Origin of the sequence: Streptomyces sp. NBC_01363 (assembly GCF_026340595.1) — a bacterium.
GTDB lineage: Bacteria > Actinomycetota > Actinomycetes > Streptomycetales > Streptomycetaceae > Streptomyces.
Genome location: NZ_JAPEPF010000001.1, coordinates 4126767 through 4143135, shown reverse-complemented (window position 1 = coordinate 4143135; position 16369 = coordinate 4126767). Strand labels below are relative to the sequence as shown.

Below are 16369 nucleotides of genomic sequence, written 5' to 3'. Positions count from 1 at the left end.
CGGGAAACGGCTGCCCTCCACCCAGTGGGATGTACCGCTTTCGGTCAGATGATGCACATCGCTGAACGTCGGCGGTCTCCAGGCGGTCCTTTGATACACAGGGGCCGCCGGACCAATACCTGCGGGGGCAGGGGTCGCGTGGTCCACCAGCAGTGGAAATACGGATCATGGGGGAAGAACCTTGACCGAGATCGCTGAGACCACGGAGAAGATCAGTCAGCGGACCGACGAGCCGGGTCCGGCTCCCGATACTGCCGCGCTCGGGGCACCGGTCGGCGGACTCGTGCCGTACACCGACGCGTTGCCCGTCCCGCCGGTGCTCCGCCCGCAGAGCGGGGACGTGCTCCGCGAGACCGAGATCGCCCTGTCCCCCACCTGGGTGCGACTGCACGCGCAGCTGCCGCCGACCCTGATGTGGGGGTACGACGGCACGGTGCCGGGTCCGACCATCGAGGTGCGGCGCGGGGAGCGGATCAGGATCGCCTGGACCAACCGCATCCCCAGGGGCAGCGAGTACCCGGTCACGGCGGTGGAGGTCGGTCCGGTCAAGCAGGGCGAACCGGCACCGCACAACCGTCCCGGCCGCGACGGCGTCGAGCCGAACGCGGACGTCGCCGCGCTGCCCGCCTGGACGGTGACGCATCTGCACGGCGCGCAGACCGGTGGCGGCAACGACGGCTGGGCGGACAACGCGGTCGGCTTCGGCGACGCGCAGCTGTCGGAGTACCCGAACGACCACCAGGCCACCCAGTGGTGGTACCACGACCATGCCATGAACATCACCCGGTGGAACGTGTACGCCGGACTCGTCGGCACGTACCTGATCAGGGACGACGAGGAGGACGCGCTCGGCCTGCCGTCCGGCGACCGGGAATTGCCGCTGATCCTCGCCGACCGCAACCTGGACACCGACGCGGACGGCCGGCTCAACGGGCGGCTGCTGCACAAGACGACGGTGATCACCGAGGCCGATCCGGAGACCGGGAAGCCGGTGTCGCTGCCGTTCCTCGGCCCGTACACCACGGTCAACGGCCGTATCTGGCCGCATCTGGACGTGGACGACGCCTGGTACCGCTTCCGGCTCGTCAACGCGTCCAATGCGCGGATCTACGATCTGGTGCTGGTCGACGAGGAGAACAACCCGGTGCCGGGCGTGATCCGGCAGATCGGCAGTGACGGCGGGCTGCTGCCGCGCCCGGTGCCGGTCGACTTCGACGAGGTGCTGCCACGGCTGACGATCGCCCCGGCCGAGCGGATGGATCTGCTGATCGACTTCTCGGCGCTGGCCGGCCGCCGGGTCCGGCTGGTCAACCGCGGCGGGCTCGCGCCGGGGGTGCCCGACCCGGCGGCGAACGTGCCGTTCCCGCAGGTGATGGAGTTCCGGGTACGGGAGACGGGGCAGCGGGACGGTTTCGAGCTGCCCGAGGTGCTGTCCGGTTCGTTCCGGCGGTACGAGCACGGTCAGGTGGAGCACGGGCACCGGCTCGTGGTGCTGACGGTGCCCGGCACGGTCGGCGGCGGCGGTCACCCGGAGATCTGGGAGATGGCGGAGGTCGAGGACCCCGCCGGGGTCCAGGTACCGTCGGACGGTGTCGTCCAGGTCCGGGGCGAGGACGGCACGGTGCGCACGTACCGCAGGATCTCGCGGACCTTCAACGACGGTCTCGGCTTCACGGTGGGCGAGGGCGCCTACGAGCAGTGGTCGTTCCTCAACCTGGGCGGACCGACGCATCCGATGCACATCCATCTGGCGGACTTCCAGGTGATGGGCCGGGAGGCGTACAAGCTCGACGGCTTCGATCCGGCGATCGGCGGAACCCGCTCCCCCGTGGCGTTCGACCACGGCACCACGGTCCCGACGGCACCGAACGAACAGGGCTGGAAGGACGTCTTCCGGGTGCCCCCGGGGCAGTTGGTGAAGGTGCTCGGGAAGTTCGACGGGGCGTACGGGCGCTTCATGTACCACTGCCATCTGCTGGAGCACGAGGACATGGGCATGATGCGGCCGTTCGTCGTGATGCCGCCCGAGGCGGTGAAGTTCGACCACGGCGCCGGGCACGGCGGCCACCACGGGCACAGCGGCTGACCTTCCGACTGCTCGGACCGGCGGCCCCCGCGGGATCGTTGACGAATTAACCAACAGCGTCGATCGTTCCGCGGGGGCCGCCGCGGGTCTCAGGCCTCGTGGACCCGCCTGCCGCCGACGTACGTCCGCAGGATGGTGCCGCGGCACGGGTCTCAGGGGGCGAGGACGTCCAACTCGTGCAGGGCGCCCACCGCGATCTCCTTCGTCAGCCGCTCCGCCTCCACGGCGTCGCCCTCGCGCACCGCCTCGGCGAGCCGGACGTGGAGGGTGACCGCGGCCGGGTCCGGGTCCTCGAACATCACCTGGTGGTGGGTGCGGCCCGCCAGGACCTCGGCGACGACGTCACCGAGCCGCGCGAACATCTCGTTGCCGGAGGCGTTGAGCACGATCCGGTGGAACGCGATGTCGTGCTCCAGATAGCCCTCCAGCTGCTGGCCTCGCGAGGTGGCGACCATGCCGAGCGCGCACTCGGTGAGGGCCGCGCACTGCTCCGGGGTGGCGTTGCGGGCGGCGAGGCCGGCCGCGACGGGTTCGATCGCCGAACGCAGCACGGTCAGGGAGCGCAGCTGGCGCGGGCGGTCGGCGCCGGCCAGCCGCCACCGGATGACCTGCGGGTCGTAGACGTTCCACGCCTCGGTCGGCCGCACGGTCACGCCGACCCGGCGCCGGGACTCGACCAGGTGCATGGACTCCAGGACGCGGATCACTTCGCGTACGACGGTGCGCGAGACGTCGAAGCGCTGGGCCAGCTCATCGGTGCGCAGGACCTGCCCCGGCCGGTGCTCCCCCGCGGCGATCTCCAGACCCAGGGTGTCCAGCACATGTGTATGCAGCCCAGGGCCCCGTGTGGTCATGAGCACAGCCTACGGGGCAGCCTTCAGGAACAAAAAGTACGACGTTTACGTCACAGCATCTTGAATAAGTCGTACGTATAGGTTTCAGTAGCGCGACGGACCGATGTCGAGGAAGACGTCGAACAAGACTGCGAGGCACCACCAATGAGCACCCCCCACGTCATCGTGGTGATGGGCGTAGCAGGGACCGGCAAGACCACGATCGGCCCCCTGCTCGCCGCCGAACTCGGCGTTCCATACGCAGAGGGCGATGACTTCCATCCCGCGACGAACATCGCCAAGATGTCGGCCGGCACCCCGCTGGACGACTCCGACCGGTGGCCCTGGCTCGACGCGATCGGTCAGTGGGCGCACGGCCGGGCGGAGCTCGGCGGAGTGGTGAGCAGCTCGGCGCTCAAGCGGGCCTACCGGGACCGGCTGCGCGCCGAGGCACCCGGCGCGGTCTTCCTCCACCTGACCGGCGACCGGGCTCTGATCGAGGCACGCATGGCGGAGCGCAAGGGGCACTTCATGCCCACCGCGCTGCTCGACTCGCAGTTCGCCACCCTCCAGCCGCTGCGGGAGGACGAGGCCGGCGTCTCGGTCGATGTGTCCGGCACCCCCGAAGAAATCACCCAGCGAGCCGTCGCCGCGTTGCGCCGGCTCGATAACTAAGGATCACCACCGTGACCAGTCTCAGCGTCGAGATGTTGGCAGCGGACGCCGTCGAACCGATCACTTCGGCAGGCAACGCGCAGTTGGGTATCGCCGTTCTGGCGGGCATCGCCGTCATCGTTCTGCTCATCACCAAGTTCAAGATGCACGCGTTCCTCGCGCTGACCATCGGCTCGCTGGCGCTCGGCTCGTTCGCCGGTGCCGCCCCGGCCAAGACGATCGCGAGCTTCACCGCCGGCCTCGGCTCGACCGTCGCGGGTGTCGGTGTGCTCATCGCGCTCGGCGCGATCCTCGGCAAGCTGCTGGCCGACTCCGGTGGCGCGGACCAGATCGTCGACACCATCCTCGCGAAGGCGAGCAGGCGCTCCATGCCGTGGGCGATGGTCCTGATCGCCTCGATCATCGGCCTGCCGCTCTTCTTCGAGGTCGGCATCGTGCTGCTGATCCCGGTGGTGCTGCTCGTCGCGAAGCGCGGCAACTTCTCCCTGATGCGGATCGGCATCCCGGCGCTGGCCGGTCTCTCCGTGATGCACGGTCTGATCCCGCCGCACCCCGGCCCGCTGGTGGCGATCGACGCCCTCGGCGCCAACCTCGGTGTCACGCTGGCGCTGGGTGTGCTGGTCGCGATCCCGACCGTGATCATCGCGGGGCCGGTCTTCTCCCGCTACGCGGCGCGCTGGGTGGACATCAAGGCTCCGGAGAAGATGATTCCGCAGCGCCCCTCGGAGGATCTCGACCGTCGTCCCAGCTTCGGCGCCACCCTGGCGACCATCCTGCTGCCGGTCGTGCTGATGCTGATCAAGGCCCTGGTCGACATCGTCGTGGACGACCCGGAGCAGAGCCTCCAGAAGGTCACCGATGTGATCGGCTCGCCGCTGATCGCGCTCCTCGCGGCCGTCATAGTCGGCATGTTCACGCTGGGCCGGGCGGCCGGTTTCTCCAAGGGCCGGCTCTCCACCACCGTCGAGAAGTCCCTTGCCCCGATCGCCGGTGTGCTGCTCATCGTGGGCGCGGGCGGCGGGTTCAAGCAGACCCTCATCGACGCCGGCGTGGGCCAGATGATCCTGGACTTCTCCAAGGACTGGTCGATCCCGGCGCTGCTGCTGGGCTGGCTGATCGCCGTCGCGATCCGGCTCGCGACCGGTTCGGCGACCGTGGCCACCATCTCGGCGGCCGGTCTGGTCGCCCCGCTGGCCGCCGACATGTCGACGTCCCACGCCGCTCTGCTGGTCCTCGCCGTCGGCGCGGGCTCGCTCTTCTTCAGCCATGTCAATGACGCCGGGTTCTGGCTGGTGAAGGAGTACTTCGGCATGGACGTCGGCCAGACGGTGAAGACCTGGTCGGTGATGGAGACCATCATCTCCGTGGTCTCGCTGGCCTTCATCCTGCTGCTTTCGCTAGTCGTCTAGGGCCTGTCCCGGCGACCTGCCGCCCGCACGGTCCTCCCCCCACAGCGCATGCTGTGACCGTGCCCAATGGCGCTCGACCGACCCGGTGCGCATGCCACGGCGTGCCTCCGGGTCGGCGAGCGCCATTGCCATGTGCCCGGCCAGCACGATCCCGATGGCGAGCGCCAGCCAGTCGTGGACGAAGGTGGCGCTCGTGCGCCACAGCAGCGGCGCGAGGCCGGTGAACCACATAAGTACCCCGGTGCCCGTCATCACCAGCGTCGCGCCCGCGATCCATGACGCGTACAACTTCTGCCCGGCGTTGAACTTCCCGGCCGGGCGGGCCCCCGGCCGGCGGTCGCGGCGGCACACGGCCCGCAGCCACCGCCGGTCGTGCGGCCCGAAGCGGTTGAGCCGGGACAGATCGGCCCGGAACGCCCGGGACAGCAGACCGGCCAGGAAGGGTGCCGGGGTCAGCACCCCGGACCACTCGTGCACGGTGACCACGAGACGGCGACGGCCGACGAGCTCGGCGAGCTGGGGTACGTACAGGCAGGCCGCGCCCGCCACGCACACCAGCATCAGCGTCGCCGTGGTCCGGTGCACCCAGCGCTCCGCGCCGGTGAAGCGCTGGACGCGCTCAGGCGGTGGGGGCGTCGTCACGGCCGTTGGACCGGCCGACCCAGGCATCGACGTCATAGCCGAGCTCCTCCCAGTAGCCGGGGCGCACGGAGTCGGTGACGGTGATCCCGGAGAGCCATTTCGCCGACTTGTAGAAGTACATCGGGGCCACGTAGAGCCGGACCGGCCCGCCGTGCGAGTGGGTCAGCGGCCGGTCCCGCAGGCGCAGCGCGACCAGCACGTCGGCGCGGCGCGCCTGCGCGAGCGTGAGGCTCTCACTGTAGGCGCCGTCGAAGCAGGTGAAGCGGACGGCCTTCGCCCCGGCCCGTACGCCCGCCGCGTCCAGCAGCGCGGAGAGCCGCACCCCTTCGAACGGTGTCCCGGGCACCCGCCAGCCGGTGACGCACTGGACATCACGGACCAGGCGGGTCTGCGGCAGGCCCTTCAGGTCGGCCAGGGTGTACGTGTCCGGGTGGTCGACGAGGCCGTCGACGGTCAGCCGGTAGTCGTCCGCGCTCCTCTTCGGTACGGAGGAGGCGACGGAGTAGTAGCGGAAGCCGCCGCCGTTGGGGAGCAGGCCGGTCAGTCCGGTGGGGTCCTTGTCCGCGACGGCGCCCAGGCCGGATTCCAGCGTGCGTTGCAGCACGGGCGCCGCGACGACCCCGGCTGCGCCCAGACCGAGCATGGCCAGGACGAGACGGCGGCCCACGGGGGCGCCTTCGGCGTCGGGAGGGCGACTGTTCACCCGGCCATTCGACCAGTCGGCGCCGCCGGCCGCCAGGGGCCGCGGGCCACCTGCCCGGACCCGCCCCCAACTCCGCTCGCCCTGCGCACAGTTGACAGCCCCGGCCGGGCGCACGCCCCGGCACCGCACCCCGGGGGACATGCCAGACTTGGCGCCATGTCGAACCGTGAACCCCTCAAGCCCTTTCTGCTCGCCTTCCCCGGACCGCTGCGCGATCAGCTGGTGCGGGCGGTGCTCGCCGGCACGAAGGTGTCGACGACCGGGCTGCTCGCGGAGTACGAGGCGGAGAAGGAGGAGCTGCCTCCGGTGGGTGAGCGGTCCGTGCTGATCGACTCGGACGGCCGCGAGACCGCGGTGCTGGAGGTGACGGAGGTACGGGTGCTGCGCCTCGGCGACGTGGACCTCCAGCATGTGATCGACGAGGGCGAGGGCGACACGTCGGTCGCCGAGTGGCGCGCGGGGCACGAGAAGTTCTGGCACGGCGAGGAGATGCGGGAAGCGCTCGGCGACCCGGCGTTCACCGTCGACGACGACACCATGGTCGTCGCCGAACGGTTCCGGGTCGTCGAGCTGCTGGACCGCGCCGTGGGGGCGCCCGCTCCGGACGACACGCTCTAGCCAGGCCCTGTCGGCCTAAGAACTGTCCCGTAATCCCTGGCGGGCGTGCGACGACAGCCACGGCACCTCGCCGCGTTGTCGGAACGCCCGAATACATCCAGTATCCGGGCGTCCCTCCGCCTTGCGATGCACCGCATCCGACGCCGCACGCCGATCCACCAGGGATTACGGGACAGCCCTTAGCCGACCGCCTTCGCCGCCGCCCGGCCGGCCGCGCGGCCGGAGAATATGCAGCCGCCGAGGAAGGTCCCTTCCAGCGAGCGGTAGCCGTGCACCCCGCCGCCGCCGAAACCGGCCGCCTCCCCCGCCGCGTACACACCGGCCAGGGGGGTGCCGTCCGCGGTCAGCACCCGGGAGGACAGGTCCGTCTCCAGTCCGCCGAGCGACTTGCGGGTCAGGATGTTCAGCCGTACGGCGATCAGCGGGCCGGCCTTGGGGTCGAGGATGCGGTGCGGCGCCGCCGTACGGATCAGCTTGTCGCCGAGATAGGCGCGGGCTCCGTGGATCGCGGTGATCTGGAGGTCCTTGGTGAAGGGGTTGGCGATCTCACGGTCGCGTGCGGTGATCTCGCGGCGCAGTTCGGCCTCGTCGATCAGCGGTTCCTCGGTGAGCGCGTTCATGCCCCGGACGAGCGCGGCGAGGTCCTTCTCGACGACGAAGTCCACCCCGTGGTCCATGAACGCCTTCACCGGGGCCGGTACGTCGGCTCGGGCCCGGCCGATCACGTCACGGATCGACTTTCCGGTCAGATCCGGGTTCTGCTCGGATCCGGAGAGCGCGAACTCCTTGCCGATGATCCTCCGGTCGAGGACGAACCAGGTGTAGTCGTGGCCGGACCTCATGATGTGTTCGAGGGTGCCGAGGGTGTCGAAGCCCGGGAAGAGCGGGACCGGCAGCCGCTTGCCGCGGGCGTCCAGCCAGAGCGATGACGGTCCGGGCAGGATCCGGATGCCGTGCTTGGCCCAGATCGGGTTCCAGTTCTCGATGCCCTCGGTGTAGTGCCACATCCGGTCGCGGTTGATGTGGTGGGCGCCCGCCTCCTCGGCGATGCCGAGCATGAGCCCGTCGACATGGGCGGGCACTCCGGAGAGCATCTTCGCGGGCGGGGTCCCGAGCCGCCGGGGCCACTGCTTGCGCACCAGGTCGTGGTTGCCGCCGATGCCGCCGGAGGTGACGATCACCGCCTGGGCCCTGAGCTCGAACGTGCCGGTCGCCCGGCGGCTGCTCGCGGTGCCCCGGGCGGCGGCGCTCGGTTCCAGCACCTCGCCGGTCACCGTGTCGACATCGCCCGCGGTGCGGCCGAGGCCCGTGACCCGGTGACGGAACCTGAACTCCACGAGCCCCTTGGCGACGCCCGCGCGCACCCGGCGCTCGAAGGGGGCGACGATGCCGGGGCCGGTGCCCCAGGTGATGTGGAAGCGGGGTACGGAGTTGCCGTGGCCGTTCGCGTCGTAACCGCCGCGCTCGGCCCAGCCGACGACGGGGAAGATCCGCAGCCCCTGGGCGTGCAGCCAGGGGCGCTTCTCACCGGCCGCGAAGTCGACGTACGCCTCGGCCCACTTCCGCGGCCAGTGGTCCTCCTTCCGGTCGAAGCCCGCCGTGCCGAGCCAGTCCTGGAGGGCCAGCTCATGACTGTCCTTGATCCGCATCCGGCGCTGCTCGGGCGAGTCGACGAGGAAGAGGCCGCCGAAGGACCAGTGCGCCTGGCCGCCGATCGACTGCTCGGGCTCCTGGTCGAGCAGGATCACCGAGCGGCCGGCGTCGACCAGTTCGGCGGTGGCCACCAGACCGGCGAGCCCTGCCCCGATAACGATCACATCAGCGTCGTACGCCATGGGTTCCATCCTTGTCGGGGCGATCCGGTCGCGGCCACGGTCCGGCTCCGAACCGTCTCCGAGCCGTCTCCGGAGCCGGAAGTTACTCGTGCGTCAGATCTTCGGCACCGGCCGCTGCGGCGTCAACCGCCCGGTCGGCCGCGCTCCGGCCGCGTCCCCGGGACGCAAGCGCTATCGTCGATACAAATCACCCACTTCTGGCCTGACTCGAGGTAGAAGCGTGTCGATGCTGGTCCTCGTGCTCGCCGTGAGTGCCGCCTGCTGCCTGGGGTTCGGCTTCGTCCTGCAGCAGGCCGCCGCTTCGCACGCCCCGAGGAGCGACTACCTCTCCCCCCGGCTGCTGCTGGACCTGATGCGGGTGCCGAGCTGGCTGGCCGGGATCGGGCTGATGGTCTGCGGCATGGTGCTGGGCGCCCTGGCCCTGGGCAAGGGCGAGGTGTCCGTCGTCGAACCCCTCCTCGCGACCAATCTGCTCTTCGCGATGGCTCTGTCACGCCATCGCACCGGTCAGCGGCTCGGCCATCAGGGCTGGGCCGGTCTCTGGTTGCTGGCCGGCGGGGTCGCCGCCTTTCTGCTGGCGGGCCAGCCGCAGGGCGGCGAGGCGGTGACCAGCCCGCTGCGGCACTGGCTGGTGATCGGCGTGGTGGTGGGCACCGCGCTGCTGCTGACCGCCTTCGCCAAACGCTCCGAGTCCGGGGTCGCCCCCGCGCTGCTCGCCGTGGCGGCCGGACTGCTGTACGGACTACAGGACGCGCTCACCCGGGTCAGCGGCCAGCGGCTGTCCGACGACGGGTGGGCGGCGCTGGTGACGGCGTGGCAGCCGTACGCGGTGGTGGCGCTGGGGGTGACGGGGCTGCTGCTGGTGCAGAGCGCGTTCGAGACGGGCCCGCTCCGCGTCTCGCTGCCCCCGCTGACCGCCGCCCAGCCGCTGGCCGGGATCGCCTGCGGGGTCGGTTTCCTCGGCGACCAGCTGCGCACCGACACCGGCGCGCTGGCCTGGCAGGCGGTCGGCCTCGTCGCGATCGTCGTCGGGATCGTGCTGCTCGGACTGCATCCGGCGATGCCGGAGGGCCCGGTGGGCGGACGCCGCGAGAAGAGCCTCCAGCCGAACTGATCGGGGCCGGCAGTCCCGAGCGGCCGTCCGCACTGGTTTTTAATAATGGCCAGCATTAGAATGGCGCCATGGCGCGAACGTCGGGGCAGGAGACCAGGGACAAGCTGATCCGCGCGGCCGAGGAGATCTTCGCCGCGCAGGGACCGGACGGCGCCCAGCTGCGGGACATCGTCCGGCTGGCCGGGCAGAGCAACCCTTCCGCGGTCCAGTACCACTTCGGTTCCCGGGCCGGGCTGCTCGACGCGGTGATGGCGGGCCGCCAGGCCCGTACCGAACGGGTGATGGCACCCCTGCTCGACGCGCTGGGCGCGGACTGCGGCGTACGGGAGCTGCTCACCGCGCTGGTGACGGCCGAGGCGAGCCTGCTCGCCGACGACCGCGGTCGCCGCTGCCTGCGGATCTCGGCCCGGCTCAGCCATGAGACCGGGCTGCGGACCGGGCGGCTGCACCCCGTCCTGGACGGCACCGACTACGGACGTCTGATCGGCCGCATCGGGGACTGCCTGGGCGGCCTGCCCGGTCCGGTGCGCCTGGAGCGCCTGGATCTGGCGCTCACCCTGATCGGCGCGGCGCTGGCCGACCGCGCCCGCCAGCGTCTCGACGGCACCGAACCACTGACCGGCGACGAGCTCTTCCTCGCCGATCTCGTCGAGACCACCACCGCGTTCCTGCACGCCCCCGTGCCGGGCAGCGCGTGACCACCCGCACCACGTACCACCCGCACCACGTACCACCCGCACCACGTACCACCCGCACCACGTACCACCCGCACCACTTGCCACCTGCACCACATGAAGGAAGCGACATGACCGACAAGAGCAACCTCACCGACAAGACCGTCGTCATCACCGGCGGCGCCCGGGGCCTGGGCGCCGAGGCCGCCCGCCTCGCGGTGGCGGGCGGCGCCCATGTGGTGATCACCGATGTGCTCGACGAGGAAGGCGCCGCCACCGCCGCGGAGCTGGGGGCCAAGGCCCGCTTCCTGCACCACGACGTGACCTCCGAGGAGGACTGGCAGCGCGTCGCGGAGTTCGCCCTCGCCGAGTTCGGACGGATCGACGGGCTGGTCAACAACGCCGGGGTGTCGACCGGCCAGCCGCTGGAGACCGAGACCGTGGAGCACTTCCGCAAGGTCATCGACATCAATCTGACGGCCGTCTTCATCGGCATGAAGACGGTGATCCCGGTGATGAAGGAGAACGGCGGCGGTTCGATCGTCAACATCTCCTCGGCCGCCGGTCTGATGGGCCTCGCCCTGACCTCCAGCTACGGCGCCTCGAAGTGGGGCGTGCGCGGCCTGACGAAGGTCGGCGCGGTCGAGCTCGGCACGGCGAGGATCCGGGTGAACTCGGTGCACCCCGGCATGGTCTACACGCCGATGACCGCGTCCGTCGGCATCCAGCAGGGCGAGGGCAACTACCCGAACACCCCGATGGGCCGGGTCGGCGAGGCCCGGGAGATCGCAGAGGCGGTCACGTTCCTGCTCTCGGATGCCGCTTCGTACATCACCGGTGCCGAGCTGGCCGTGGACGGCGGCTGGACCACGGGCCCGACCGTCAAGTACGTCATGGGGCAGTGATCGTCCCGCGATGGTCTGATGTTGGATGGGGGCATGACTCCCTCTGACGAGATCCTGGACATCGTCGACGAGAACGACGTGGTCGTGGGGCAGGCCCCGCGCGGTGAGGCGACCGCGCGGGGCCTTCGCCATCGCTGCGTCTTCGTCGAGGCCCGGGACGCGGAGGGCCGACTCTTCGTCCACCGCAGAACCCCGGGCAAGCCGGTCTTCCCGTCCCGCTACGACATGTTCGTCGGCGGGGTGGTCGGCGCCGGCGAGTCGTACGACGAGGCGGCGCTGCGGGAGGCCGAGGAGGAGCTGGGGGTGTCCGGGCTTCCCCGGCCCGAACCGCTCTTCAAGTTCCTCTACGAGCACGCCGGGCACTCCTGGTGGTCGTACGTCTACCAGGTACGGTGCGAGCTGCCGGTGAACCCGCAGGTGGAGGAGGTCGCCTGGCACACCTTCCTCACCGATGACGAGCTGGCGCGGCAGATCGGCGACCGGGAGTGGGTGCCGGACGGCCTGGCGGCATACCACCGGCTGCGCGCCTTCCGGGCGGCCGGAACGGCCTCCTGAGCCCGACCCCGGCGGTCACCCGCAGAGCGGCAGATAAGGTTCACGCGTGAACGAATTCGTACAGAGCCTGCGGCTGTGGTTCGCTCCGCAGCGCATCCGCGAAGAGGGCGACACCCCCGATTACCGGTTCTCGCTCGCCAACGAGCGCACCTTCCTCGCCTGGATCCGGACGGCTCTGGCGCTGATCGGCGGCGGGTTCGCGGTCGACCAGTTCCTGCCGGAGCTGGCCTGGGGCATCCGCGCCGGTCTGGCGCTCGCACTGCTGGCGGCCGGTGTGCTGTGCGCGCTGCGGGCGGTCAACCACTGGGTGCGGTGCGAACGGGCGATGCGGCGCGGGGAGGACCTTCCGGTCTCTCGGTTCCCGACGCTGCTCGGACTGGCCGTCGCGGTCGTCGCCGTGGCGATGGTGGTGGTGGTCCTCTTCGGCTGGGAGGGGCGGTGACCACCCCGGAGCGCGACCCCGGGCTGCAGCCCGAGCGGACCCGGCTGGCCTGGCGGCGTACGACGCTGTCGTGCACGGTGGTGGCGCTGCTGGCGGTCAAGCAGGCGCTGCACGGCGGGGCGGGCCCGGCCGCGATCGTGGCGGTGTCGCTGAGTGCCTTGGCCTGGCTGGGTTTCCTGCGGGTGGCGCACCTGCGGGTGCTCGGCATGGGGACCGCGCGGCCGCGACCGCTGTCGGCCCGCGGCGCGCTGACCGCGGCGGCGTGCACGGTCGCGCTCGCGGTGTTCGCCGCGGCCATGCTGTTCTGAGTGTTCCGGGCGCCGGGCGCGGGCGGCCGTCAGAGGTCCGGGTACGAAGGCCCGTCAGACGTCCGGCGGAATGTCCGGGACCTCCCAGGGGACGGTGACGACGATCTTTCCGCGGGTGCGCCCCTGCTCGTTCAGCCGGTAGGCGTCCGCCGCCTGTTCCAGCGGGAAGACCCGTTCCACATGGACCGTGACGATGCCCTGTTCGGCCAGTTCGGCCAGATGGGTGAGGTCCTTCGCGTCCGGTCGTACGTAGGCGTAGCGGCCGCCGTACGCGAGGACCTCGCCGTCCGCGATGGAGGCCAGGCGGCCTCCGGGCTTCAGCACTTCGGCGGAGACCCGGAGCGCCTCGCCGCCGACGGTGTCGAACGCGGCGTCGACGCCGTCCGGGGCCAGGGCCCGCAGCCGGTCGGCGAGGCCGTCCCCGTAGGCCACCGGTTCCCCGCCGAGTTGCCGGACATGATCGTGGTTGTGCTCGCTCGCGGTGCCGATGACGCGGGCGCCGGCGTGCCGGGCGAGCTGGACGGCGAAGGAGCCCACCCCGCCGGCCGCCGCGTGGACGAGGACCGTGTCGCCGTCGCGGATCCGCAGGGCGCGGTGCAGGACCTGGTAGGCGGTGAGACCGGCCAGCGGCAGTCCGGCCGCCTCCTCGAAGCTCAGGCTCAGCGGCTTGCGGGCGAGGGTGCGCACGGGCGCGGCGACGTACTCGGCGAACGTGCCGCGGCTGAGGAAGTCCTCCCGCACATAGCCGATGACCTCGTCGCCGACCGCGAACTCGTCGACGGCCGTACCGGGCTGCACGACGACGCCGGACACGTCCCAGCCGGGGATCACCGGGAACACGGCCTCCAGTGCGGCGTCCAGGTAGCCCTCGCGGGCCTTCCAGTCGACCGGATTGACGGCTGCGGCCCGCACCTTCACCAGGACGGAGTCCGGGCCGACCTTGGGGTCGGGCCGCTCGCCGTACTCCAGGACGTCGGCCCCGCCGTACCCGCTGTAGCTGATCGCCTTCATGCACCGACCTTCGGTGCGGGTCCGGACCCCCGCAAGTCAGGCCGTCGTGTCCCGGGCGACGGGCCCGTCACCAGCGCGGGATCGTCGGCGTCTCCCACCCCGGCTCGGCCTTGCGCATCGCGGCCGCGTCGTCGCGCTCGCGCATCGTGCCGTCGTCGTCGAGCCAGCGCCGGTGCAGCGCGGCCAGGCGTTCGCGGTCGAGTTCGACACCGAGCCCGGGTGCGTCGGACACGGTGAGCCGGCCGTCCCGGAAGACATGGCGGGCGGTGATGACGTCCTCGGTCTGCCAGGGGTAGTGGCTGTCGCAGGCGTAGTCGAGGTTGGGAACGGTGGCCGCTACATGGGTCATCGCGGCGAGGCTGATGCCGAGGTGGGTGTTGGAGTGCATGGAGAGTCCGACGCCGAAGGTGCGGCAGATCCCGGCCAGTTCACGGGTACGGTGCAGCCCGCCCCAGTAGTGGTGGTCGGAGAGGACGACCTGCACGGCGCCACGGGCGAAGGCCTCCGGCACCTCGGCGAGGGTGGTCACGCACATGTTGGTGGCGAGCGGTACGTCGGTGCCGGCGGCGACCGAGGCCATCAGGTCCGTGCCGCTCGCCGGGTCCTCCAGGTATTCGAGTACGTCCTTCAACTGCTCGGCGACGTGGAGCGAGGTCTCGACGGACCAGGCGCCGTTGGGGTCGAGGCGCAGCGGCTGCCCGGGGAACTCCTCGGCGAGGGCGCGGATCGCGGCGATCTCCCGGTCGGGTTCGAAGACGCCGCCCTTGAGCTTGAAGGAGGAGAAGCCGTACTCGCGGGCGAAGCGCCGGGCCTGGGCGACGACTCCGGCCGGGTCGAGGGCGGCGTCCCAGTCGTCCTGCTCGCCGCCCTCGGGGTGAGCGGCCCAGCGGTAGAAGAGATAGGCGCTGTACTCGACGCTGTCGCGGACCTTCCCGCCGAGCAGGGCGTGCACGGGGAGGCCGAGGGACTTGCCCAGCGCGTCCAGGCAGGCGACCTCGAAGCCCGAGACGACGGAGAGCCTGAGCTTGTCGGCGGTCTGGACGCCGCGCAGCCCGCCCGCGTCGACCCGGTCGTCGGCCGCGCGTGAATCACCGCACACCTCATCGGCCAGGGCGAACAGTCCGTTCAGATCGCTGACCGGGCGTCCGGTGAGTGCGGTGGCGAGCGGCCGGGCGAGTTCGAGGTACTTGCCGTCCCCGTACGTCTCGCCGATACCCGTGACCCCACCGCGTGTGACGACCTCCACGATGAGCCGCGGGGTGTAGGGCTGGTGGACGCCCTGGGTGTTGAGCAGGGGCGGGTCGGCTATCAGGATCGGGGTCAGCCGGACTTCGTCGATCAGCAGCTCTGTATTCATACGTGAACCCTATTCAGGGATGCGACTGAATACCAGACTCCGCGCCAAGGAGGACGCGAGTCCGCCCGCCGGATCCGGACGCGACTCCACCCGATGGATCCCGGGCACGCACTGGACGACATACCGACTGGTCGGCATGATGGTCCCCGACCGTCTTTCACCCCTCGGAGGTGCGCACGATGAGCTCAGTCCCCCCGCCAGGTCTCGACCTCGACCGGCTGCGCGGACATCTCGACCGCGAGCGGCCGGGGCTGGTGAGCGGACCGCTCGAAGCCCGGCTGATCGAGGGCGGCCGGTCGAACCTGACGTACACCGTCACGGACGGCACCGGCCGCTGGGTCGTCCGCAGGCCCCCCCTGGGCCATGTGCTGGCCACCGCGCACGACATGAGGCGCGAGCACCGGGTGATCAGCGCCCTGCACCCGACGGCCGTTCCGGTGCCCGAGCCGGTGCTGCTCTGCGAGGACGACTCGGTGATCGGGTCGCCCTTCTACGTCATGGAGTACGTCGAGGGCACCCCGTACCGCACCGCCGAGCAGCTCGCCCCGCTGGGCGCCGAGCGCACCCGGGAGGCGGTCCTCGGGCTCGTCGACACCCTCGTCGCACTGCACGCCGTGGACCCGGAGTCCGTCGGACTCCGGGACTTCGGGCGGCCTAAGGGCTTCCTCGACCGGCAGCTGCGCCGCTGGGGCAAGCAGCTGGACGCGTCGCGCAACCGCGAGCTGCCCGGCATCGACGAACTGCACGCCGCGCTCGGGCGCGCGCTGCCCGTCTCGCCCGCGCCCACCGTCGTGCACGGCGACTACCGGCTGGACAACGTCCTGATCGGCTCGGACGACCGGATCAAGGCCGTCCTCGACTGGGAGATGTCGACGCTCGGCGACCCGCTGACCGATCTCGGCCTGCTGGTGATGTACAGCTCCGACCTCGGTCTGGCCGAATCGCCGGTCTCCACCACCAGCGGCGCGGCGGGCCACCCCTCCCCCACCGAGCTGATCGAGCGCTATGCCGCCCGCTCCGGCCGGGACACCTCCGCCATCTCCTGGTACACGGCGTTCGCCTGGTTCAAGCTCGCCGTGATCCTGGAGGGCATCCACTACCGCTACACCCTGGGCCGGACCGTCGGCGCGGGCTTCGACCGCATCGGCGATCTCGTCCCGGTCTTCATCGAGCACGGCCTCACCACCCTCCAGGAAGGCTGA

17 protein-coding genes are annotated in these 16369 nt (G+C 71.1%); 11 read left to right on the top strand and 6 right to left on the bottom strand.

Annotated elements, in window-relative coordinates; translation table 11 throughout:
• Positions 1-190: 190 nt before the first annotated feature.
• Positions 191-2086 (top strand): O-aminophenol oxidase PhsA, encoded by a 1896-nt coding sequence (gene phsA, locus OG611_RS19085; RefSeq protein ID WP_266426028.1) that lies wholly within the window; start codon positions 191-193, stop codon positions 2084-2086.
• A 152-nt stretch (positions 2087-2238) separates the two neighbouring features.
• Here phsA and OG611_RS19080 read toward each other — a convergent pair whose 3' ends face one another.
• Entirely contained in the window at positions 2239-2940 is a 702-nt protein-coding gene (locus OG611_RS19080) for a FadR/GntR family transcriptional regulator (protein WP_266421528.1), read from the bottom strand.
• 144 nt (positions 2941-3084) lie between these two features.
• Here OG611_RS19080 and OG611_RS19075 point away from each other — a divergent pair, with 144 nt between their 5' ends.
• Together OG611_RS19075 and OG611_RS19070 are read left to right on the top strand one after the other, a co-directional pair.
• On the top strand, positions 3085-3594 hold the full coding sequence (locus OG611_RS19075) for a gluconokinase (RefSeq protein ID WP_266421526.1): 510 nt from the start codon (positions 3085-3087) through the stop codon (positions 3592-3594).
• A gap of 11 nt (positions 3595-3605) precedes the next feature.
• A complete protein-coding gene (locus OG611_RS19070; protein ID WP_266421525.1) occupies positions 3606-5003 on the top strand; it encodes a GntP family permease in 1398 nt (465 codons plus the stop codon).
• Here the strand turns inward: OG611_RS19070 and OG611_RS19065 are convergent.
• Both OG611_RS19065 and OG611_RS19060 read right to left on the bottom strand, forming a co-directional pair.
• Positions 4992-5672, bottom strand: a complete 681-nt coding sequence (locus OG611_RS19065; RefSeq protein WP_266426026.1) for a cytochrome b/b6 domain-containing protein — start codon at positions 5670-5672, stop codon at positions 4992-4994. The genes OG611_RS19070 and OG611_RS19065 overlap by 12 nt on opposite strands.
• On the bottom strand, positions 5623-6288 hold the full coding sequence (locus OG611_RS19060) for a molybdopterin-dependent oxidoreductase (protein WP_266426023.1): 666 nt from the start codon (positions 6286-6288) through the stop codon (positions 5623-5625). Before OG611_RS19060 ends, OG611_RS19065 begins: the two co-directional genes overlap by 50 nt.
• A gap of 216 nt (positions 6289-6504) precedes the next feature.
• Between OG611_RS19060 and OG611_RS19055 the strand changes: the two genes are divergently transcribed.
• A complete protein-coding gene (locus OG611_RS19055) occupies positions 6505-6966 on the top strand; it encodes an ASCH domain-containing protein (protein ID WP_266421523.1) in 462 nt (153 codons plus the stop codon).
• A 179-nt stretch (positions 6967-7145) separates the two neighbouring features.
• On the opposite strand, the gene OG611_RS19050 is transcribed toward OG611_RS19055, so the two are convergent.
• On the bottom strand, positions 7146-8801 hold the full coding sequence (locus OG611_RS19050) for an FAD-binding dehydrogenase (protein ID WP_266421521.1): 1656 nt from the start codon (positions 8799-8801) through the stop codon (positions 7146-7148).
• Positions 8802-9021: 220 nt separating this feature from the next.
• Here OG611_RS19050 and OG611_RS19045 point away from each other — a divergent pair, with 220 nt between their 5' ends.
• The 6 genes from OG611_RS19045 to OG611_RS19020 all read left to right on the top strand — a co-directional run bounded on the left by OG611_RS19045 (position 9022) and on the right by OG611_RS19020 (position 12799).
• Positions 9022-9915, top strand: coding sequence for a DMT family transporter (locus OG611_RS19045; RefSeq protein ID WP_266421519.1), 894 nt, complete (start codon positions 9022-9024; stop codon positions 9913-9915).
• 68 nt (positions 9916-9983) lie between these two features.
• Entirely contained in the window at positions 9984-10613 is a 630-nt protein-coding gene (locus OG611_RS19040; RefSeq protein WP_266421516.1) for a TetR/AcrR family transcriptional regulator, read from the top strand.
• 107 nt (positions 10614-10720) lie between these two features.
• Positions 10721-11494 (top strand): glucose 1-dehydrogenase, encoded by a 774-nt coding sequence (locus OG611_RS19035; protein ID WP_266421513.1) that lies wholly within the window; start codon positions 10721-10723, stop codon positions 11492-11494.
• A gap of 33 nt (positions 11495-11527) precedes the next feature.
• Positions 11528-12049, top strand: coding sequence for an NUDIX domain-containing protein (locus OG611_RS19030; protein ID WP_266421511.1), 522 nt, complete (start codon positions 11528-11530; stop codon positions 12047-12049).
• 46 nt (positions 12050-12095) lie between these two features.
• The gene (locus OG611_RS19025) at positions 12096-12491 is read left to right on the top strand and encodes a YidH family protein (RefSeq protein WP_266421508.1); all 396 of its coding nucleotides are present in this window, start codon (positions 12096-12098) and stop codon (positions 12489-12491) included.
• Positions 12488-12799 (top strand): DUF202 domain-containing protein, encoded by a 312-nt coding sequence (locus OG611_RS19020; protein WP_266421506.1) that lies wholly within the window; start codon positions 12488-12490, stop codon positions 12797-12799. Before OG611_RS19025 ends, OG611_RS19020 begins: the two co-directional genes overlap by 4 nt.
• Before the next feature lie 54 nt (positions 12800-12853).
• Here OG611_RS19020 and OG611_RS19015 read toward each other — a convergent pair whose 3' ends face one another.
• Both OG611_RS19015 and OG611_RS19010 read right to left on the bottom strand, forming a co-directional pair.
• Positions 12854-13810 (bottom strand): NADP-dependent oxidoreductase, encoded by a 957-nt coding sequence (locus OG611_RS19015; RefSeq protein ID WP_266421505.1) that lies wholly within the window; start codon positions 13808-13810, stop codon positions 12854-12856.
• 67 nt (positions 13811-13877) lie between these two features.
• Positions 13878-15167 (bottom strand): glucarate dehydratase family protein, encoded by a 1290-nt coding sequence (locus OG611_RS19010; RefSeq protein ID WP_266421503.1) that lies wholly within the window; start codon positions 15165-15167, stop codon positions 13878-13880.
• 179 nt (positions 15168-15346) lie between these two features.
• Here OG611_RS19010 and OG611_RS19005 point away from each other — a divergent pair, with 179 nt between their 5' ends.
• The gene (locus OG611_RS19005) at positions 15347-16369 is read left to right on the top strand and encodes a phosphotransferase family protein (RefSeq protein ID WP_266421501.1); all 1023 of its coding nucleotides are present in this window, start codon (positions 15347-15349) and stop codon (positions 16367-16369) included.

What these genes read in the sequence shown, in the direction of transcription:
- OG611_RS19055 (WP_266421523.1), top strand. Translation starts at nt 6,505, where the DNA reads ATGTCGAACCGTGAACCCCTCAAGCCCTTTCTGCTCGCCTTCCCCGGA.
- OG611_RS19010 (WP_266421503.1), bottom strand. Translation starts at nt 15,167, where the DNA reads ATGAATACAGAGCTGCTGATCGACGAAGTCCGGCTGACCCCGATCCTG.
- OG611_RS19040 (WP_266421516.1), top strand. Translation starts at nt 9,984, where the DNA reads ATGGCGCGAACGTCGGGGCAGGAGACCAGGGACAAGCTGATCCGCGCG.
- OG611_RS19080 (WP_266421528.1), bottom strand. Translation starts at nt 2,940, where the DNA reads ATGACCACACGGGGCCCTGGGCTGCATACACATGTGCTGGACACCCTG.
- OG611_RS19075 (WP_266421526.1), top strand. Translation starts at nt 3,085, where the DNA reads ATGAGCACCCCCCACGTCATCGTGGTGATGGGCGTAGCAGGGACCGGC.
- OG611_RS19005 (WP_266421501.1), top strand. Translation starts at nt 15,347, where the DNA reads ATGAGCTCAGTCCCCCCGCCAGGTCTCGACCTCGACCGGCTGCGCGGA.
- OG611_RS19030 (WP_266421511.1), top strand. Translation starts at nt 11,528, where the DNA reads ATGACTCCCTCTGACGAGATCCTGGACATCGTCGACGAGAACGACGTG.
- OG611_RS19060 (WP_266426023.1), bottom strand. Translation starts at nt 6,288, where the DNA reads ATGCTCGGTCTGGGCGCAGCCGGGGTCGTCGCGGCGCCCGTGCTGCAA.
- OG611_RS19035 (WP_266421513.1), top strand. Translation starts at nt 10,721, where the DNA reads ATGACCGACAAGAGCAACCTCACCGACAAGACCGTCGTCATCACCGGC.
- OG611_RS19050 (WP_266421521.1), bottom strand. Translation starts at nt 8,801, where the DNA reads ATGGCGTACGACGCTGATGTGATCGTTATCGGGGCAGGGCTCGCCGGT.
- OG611_RS19015 (WP_266421505.1), bottom strand. Translation starts at nt 13,810, where the DNA reads ATGAAGGCGATCAGCTACAGCGGGTACGGCGGGGCCGACGTCCTGGAG.
- OG611_RS19065 (WP_266426026.1), bottom strand. Translation starts at nt 5,672, where the DNA reads ATGCCTGGGTCGGCCGGTCCAACGGCCGTGACGACGCCCCCACCGCCT.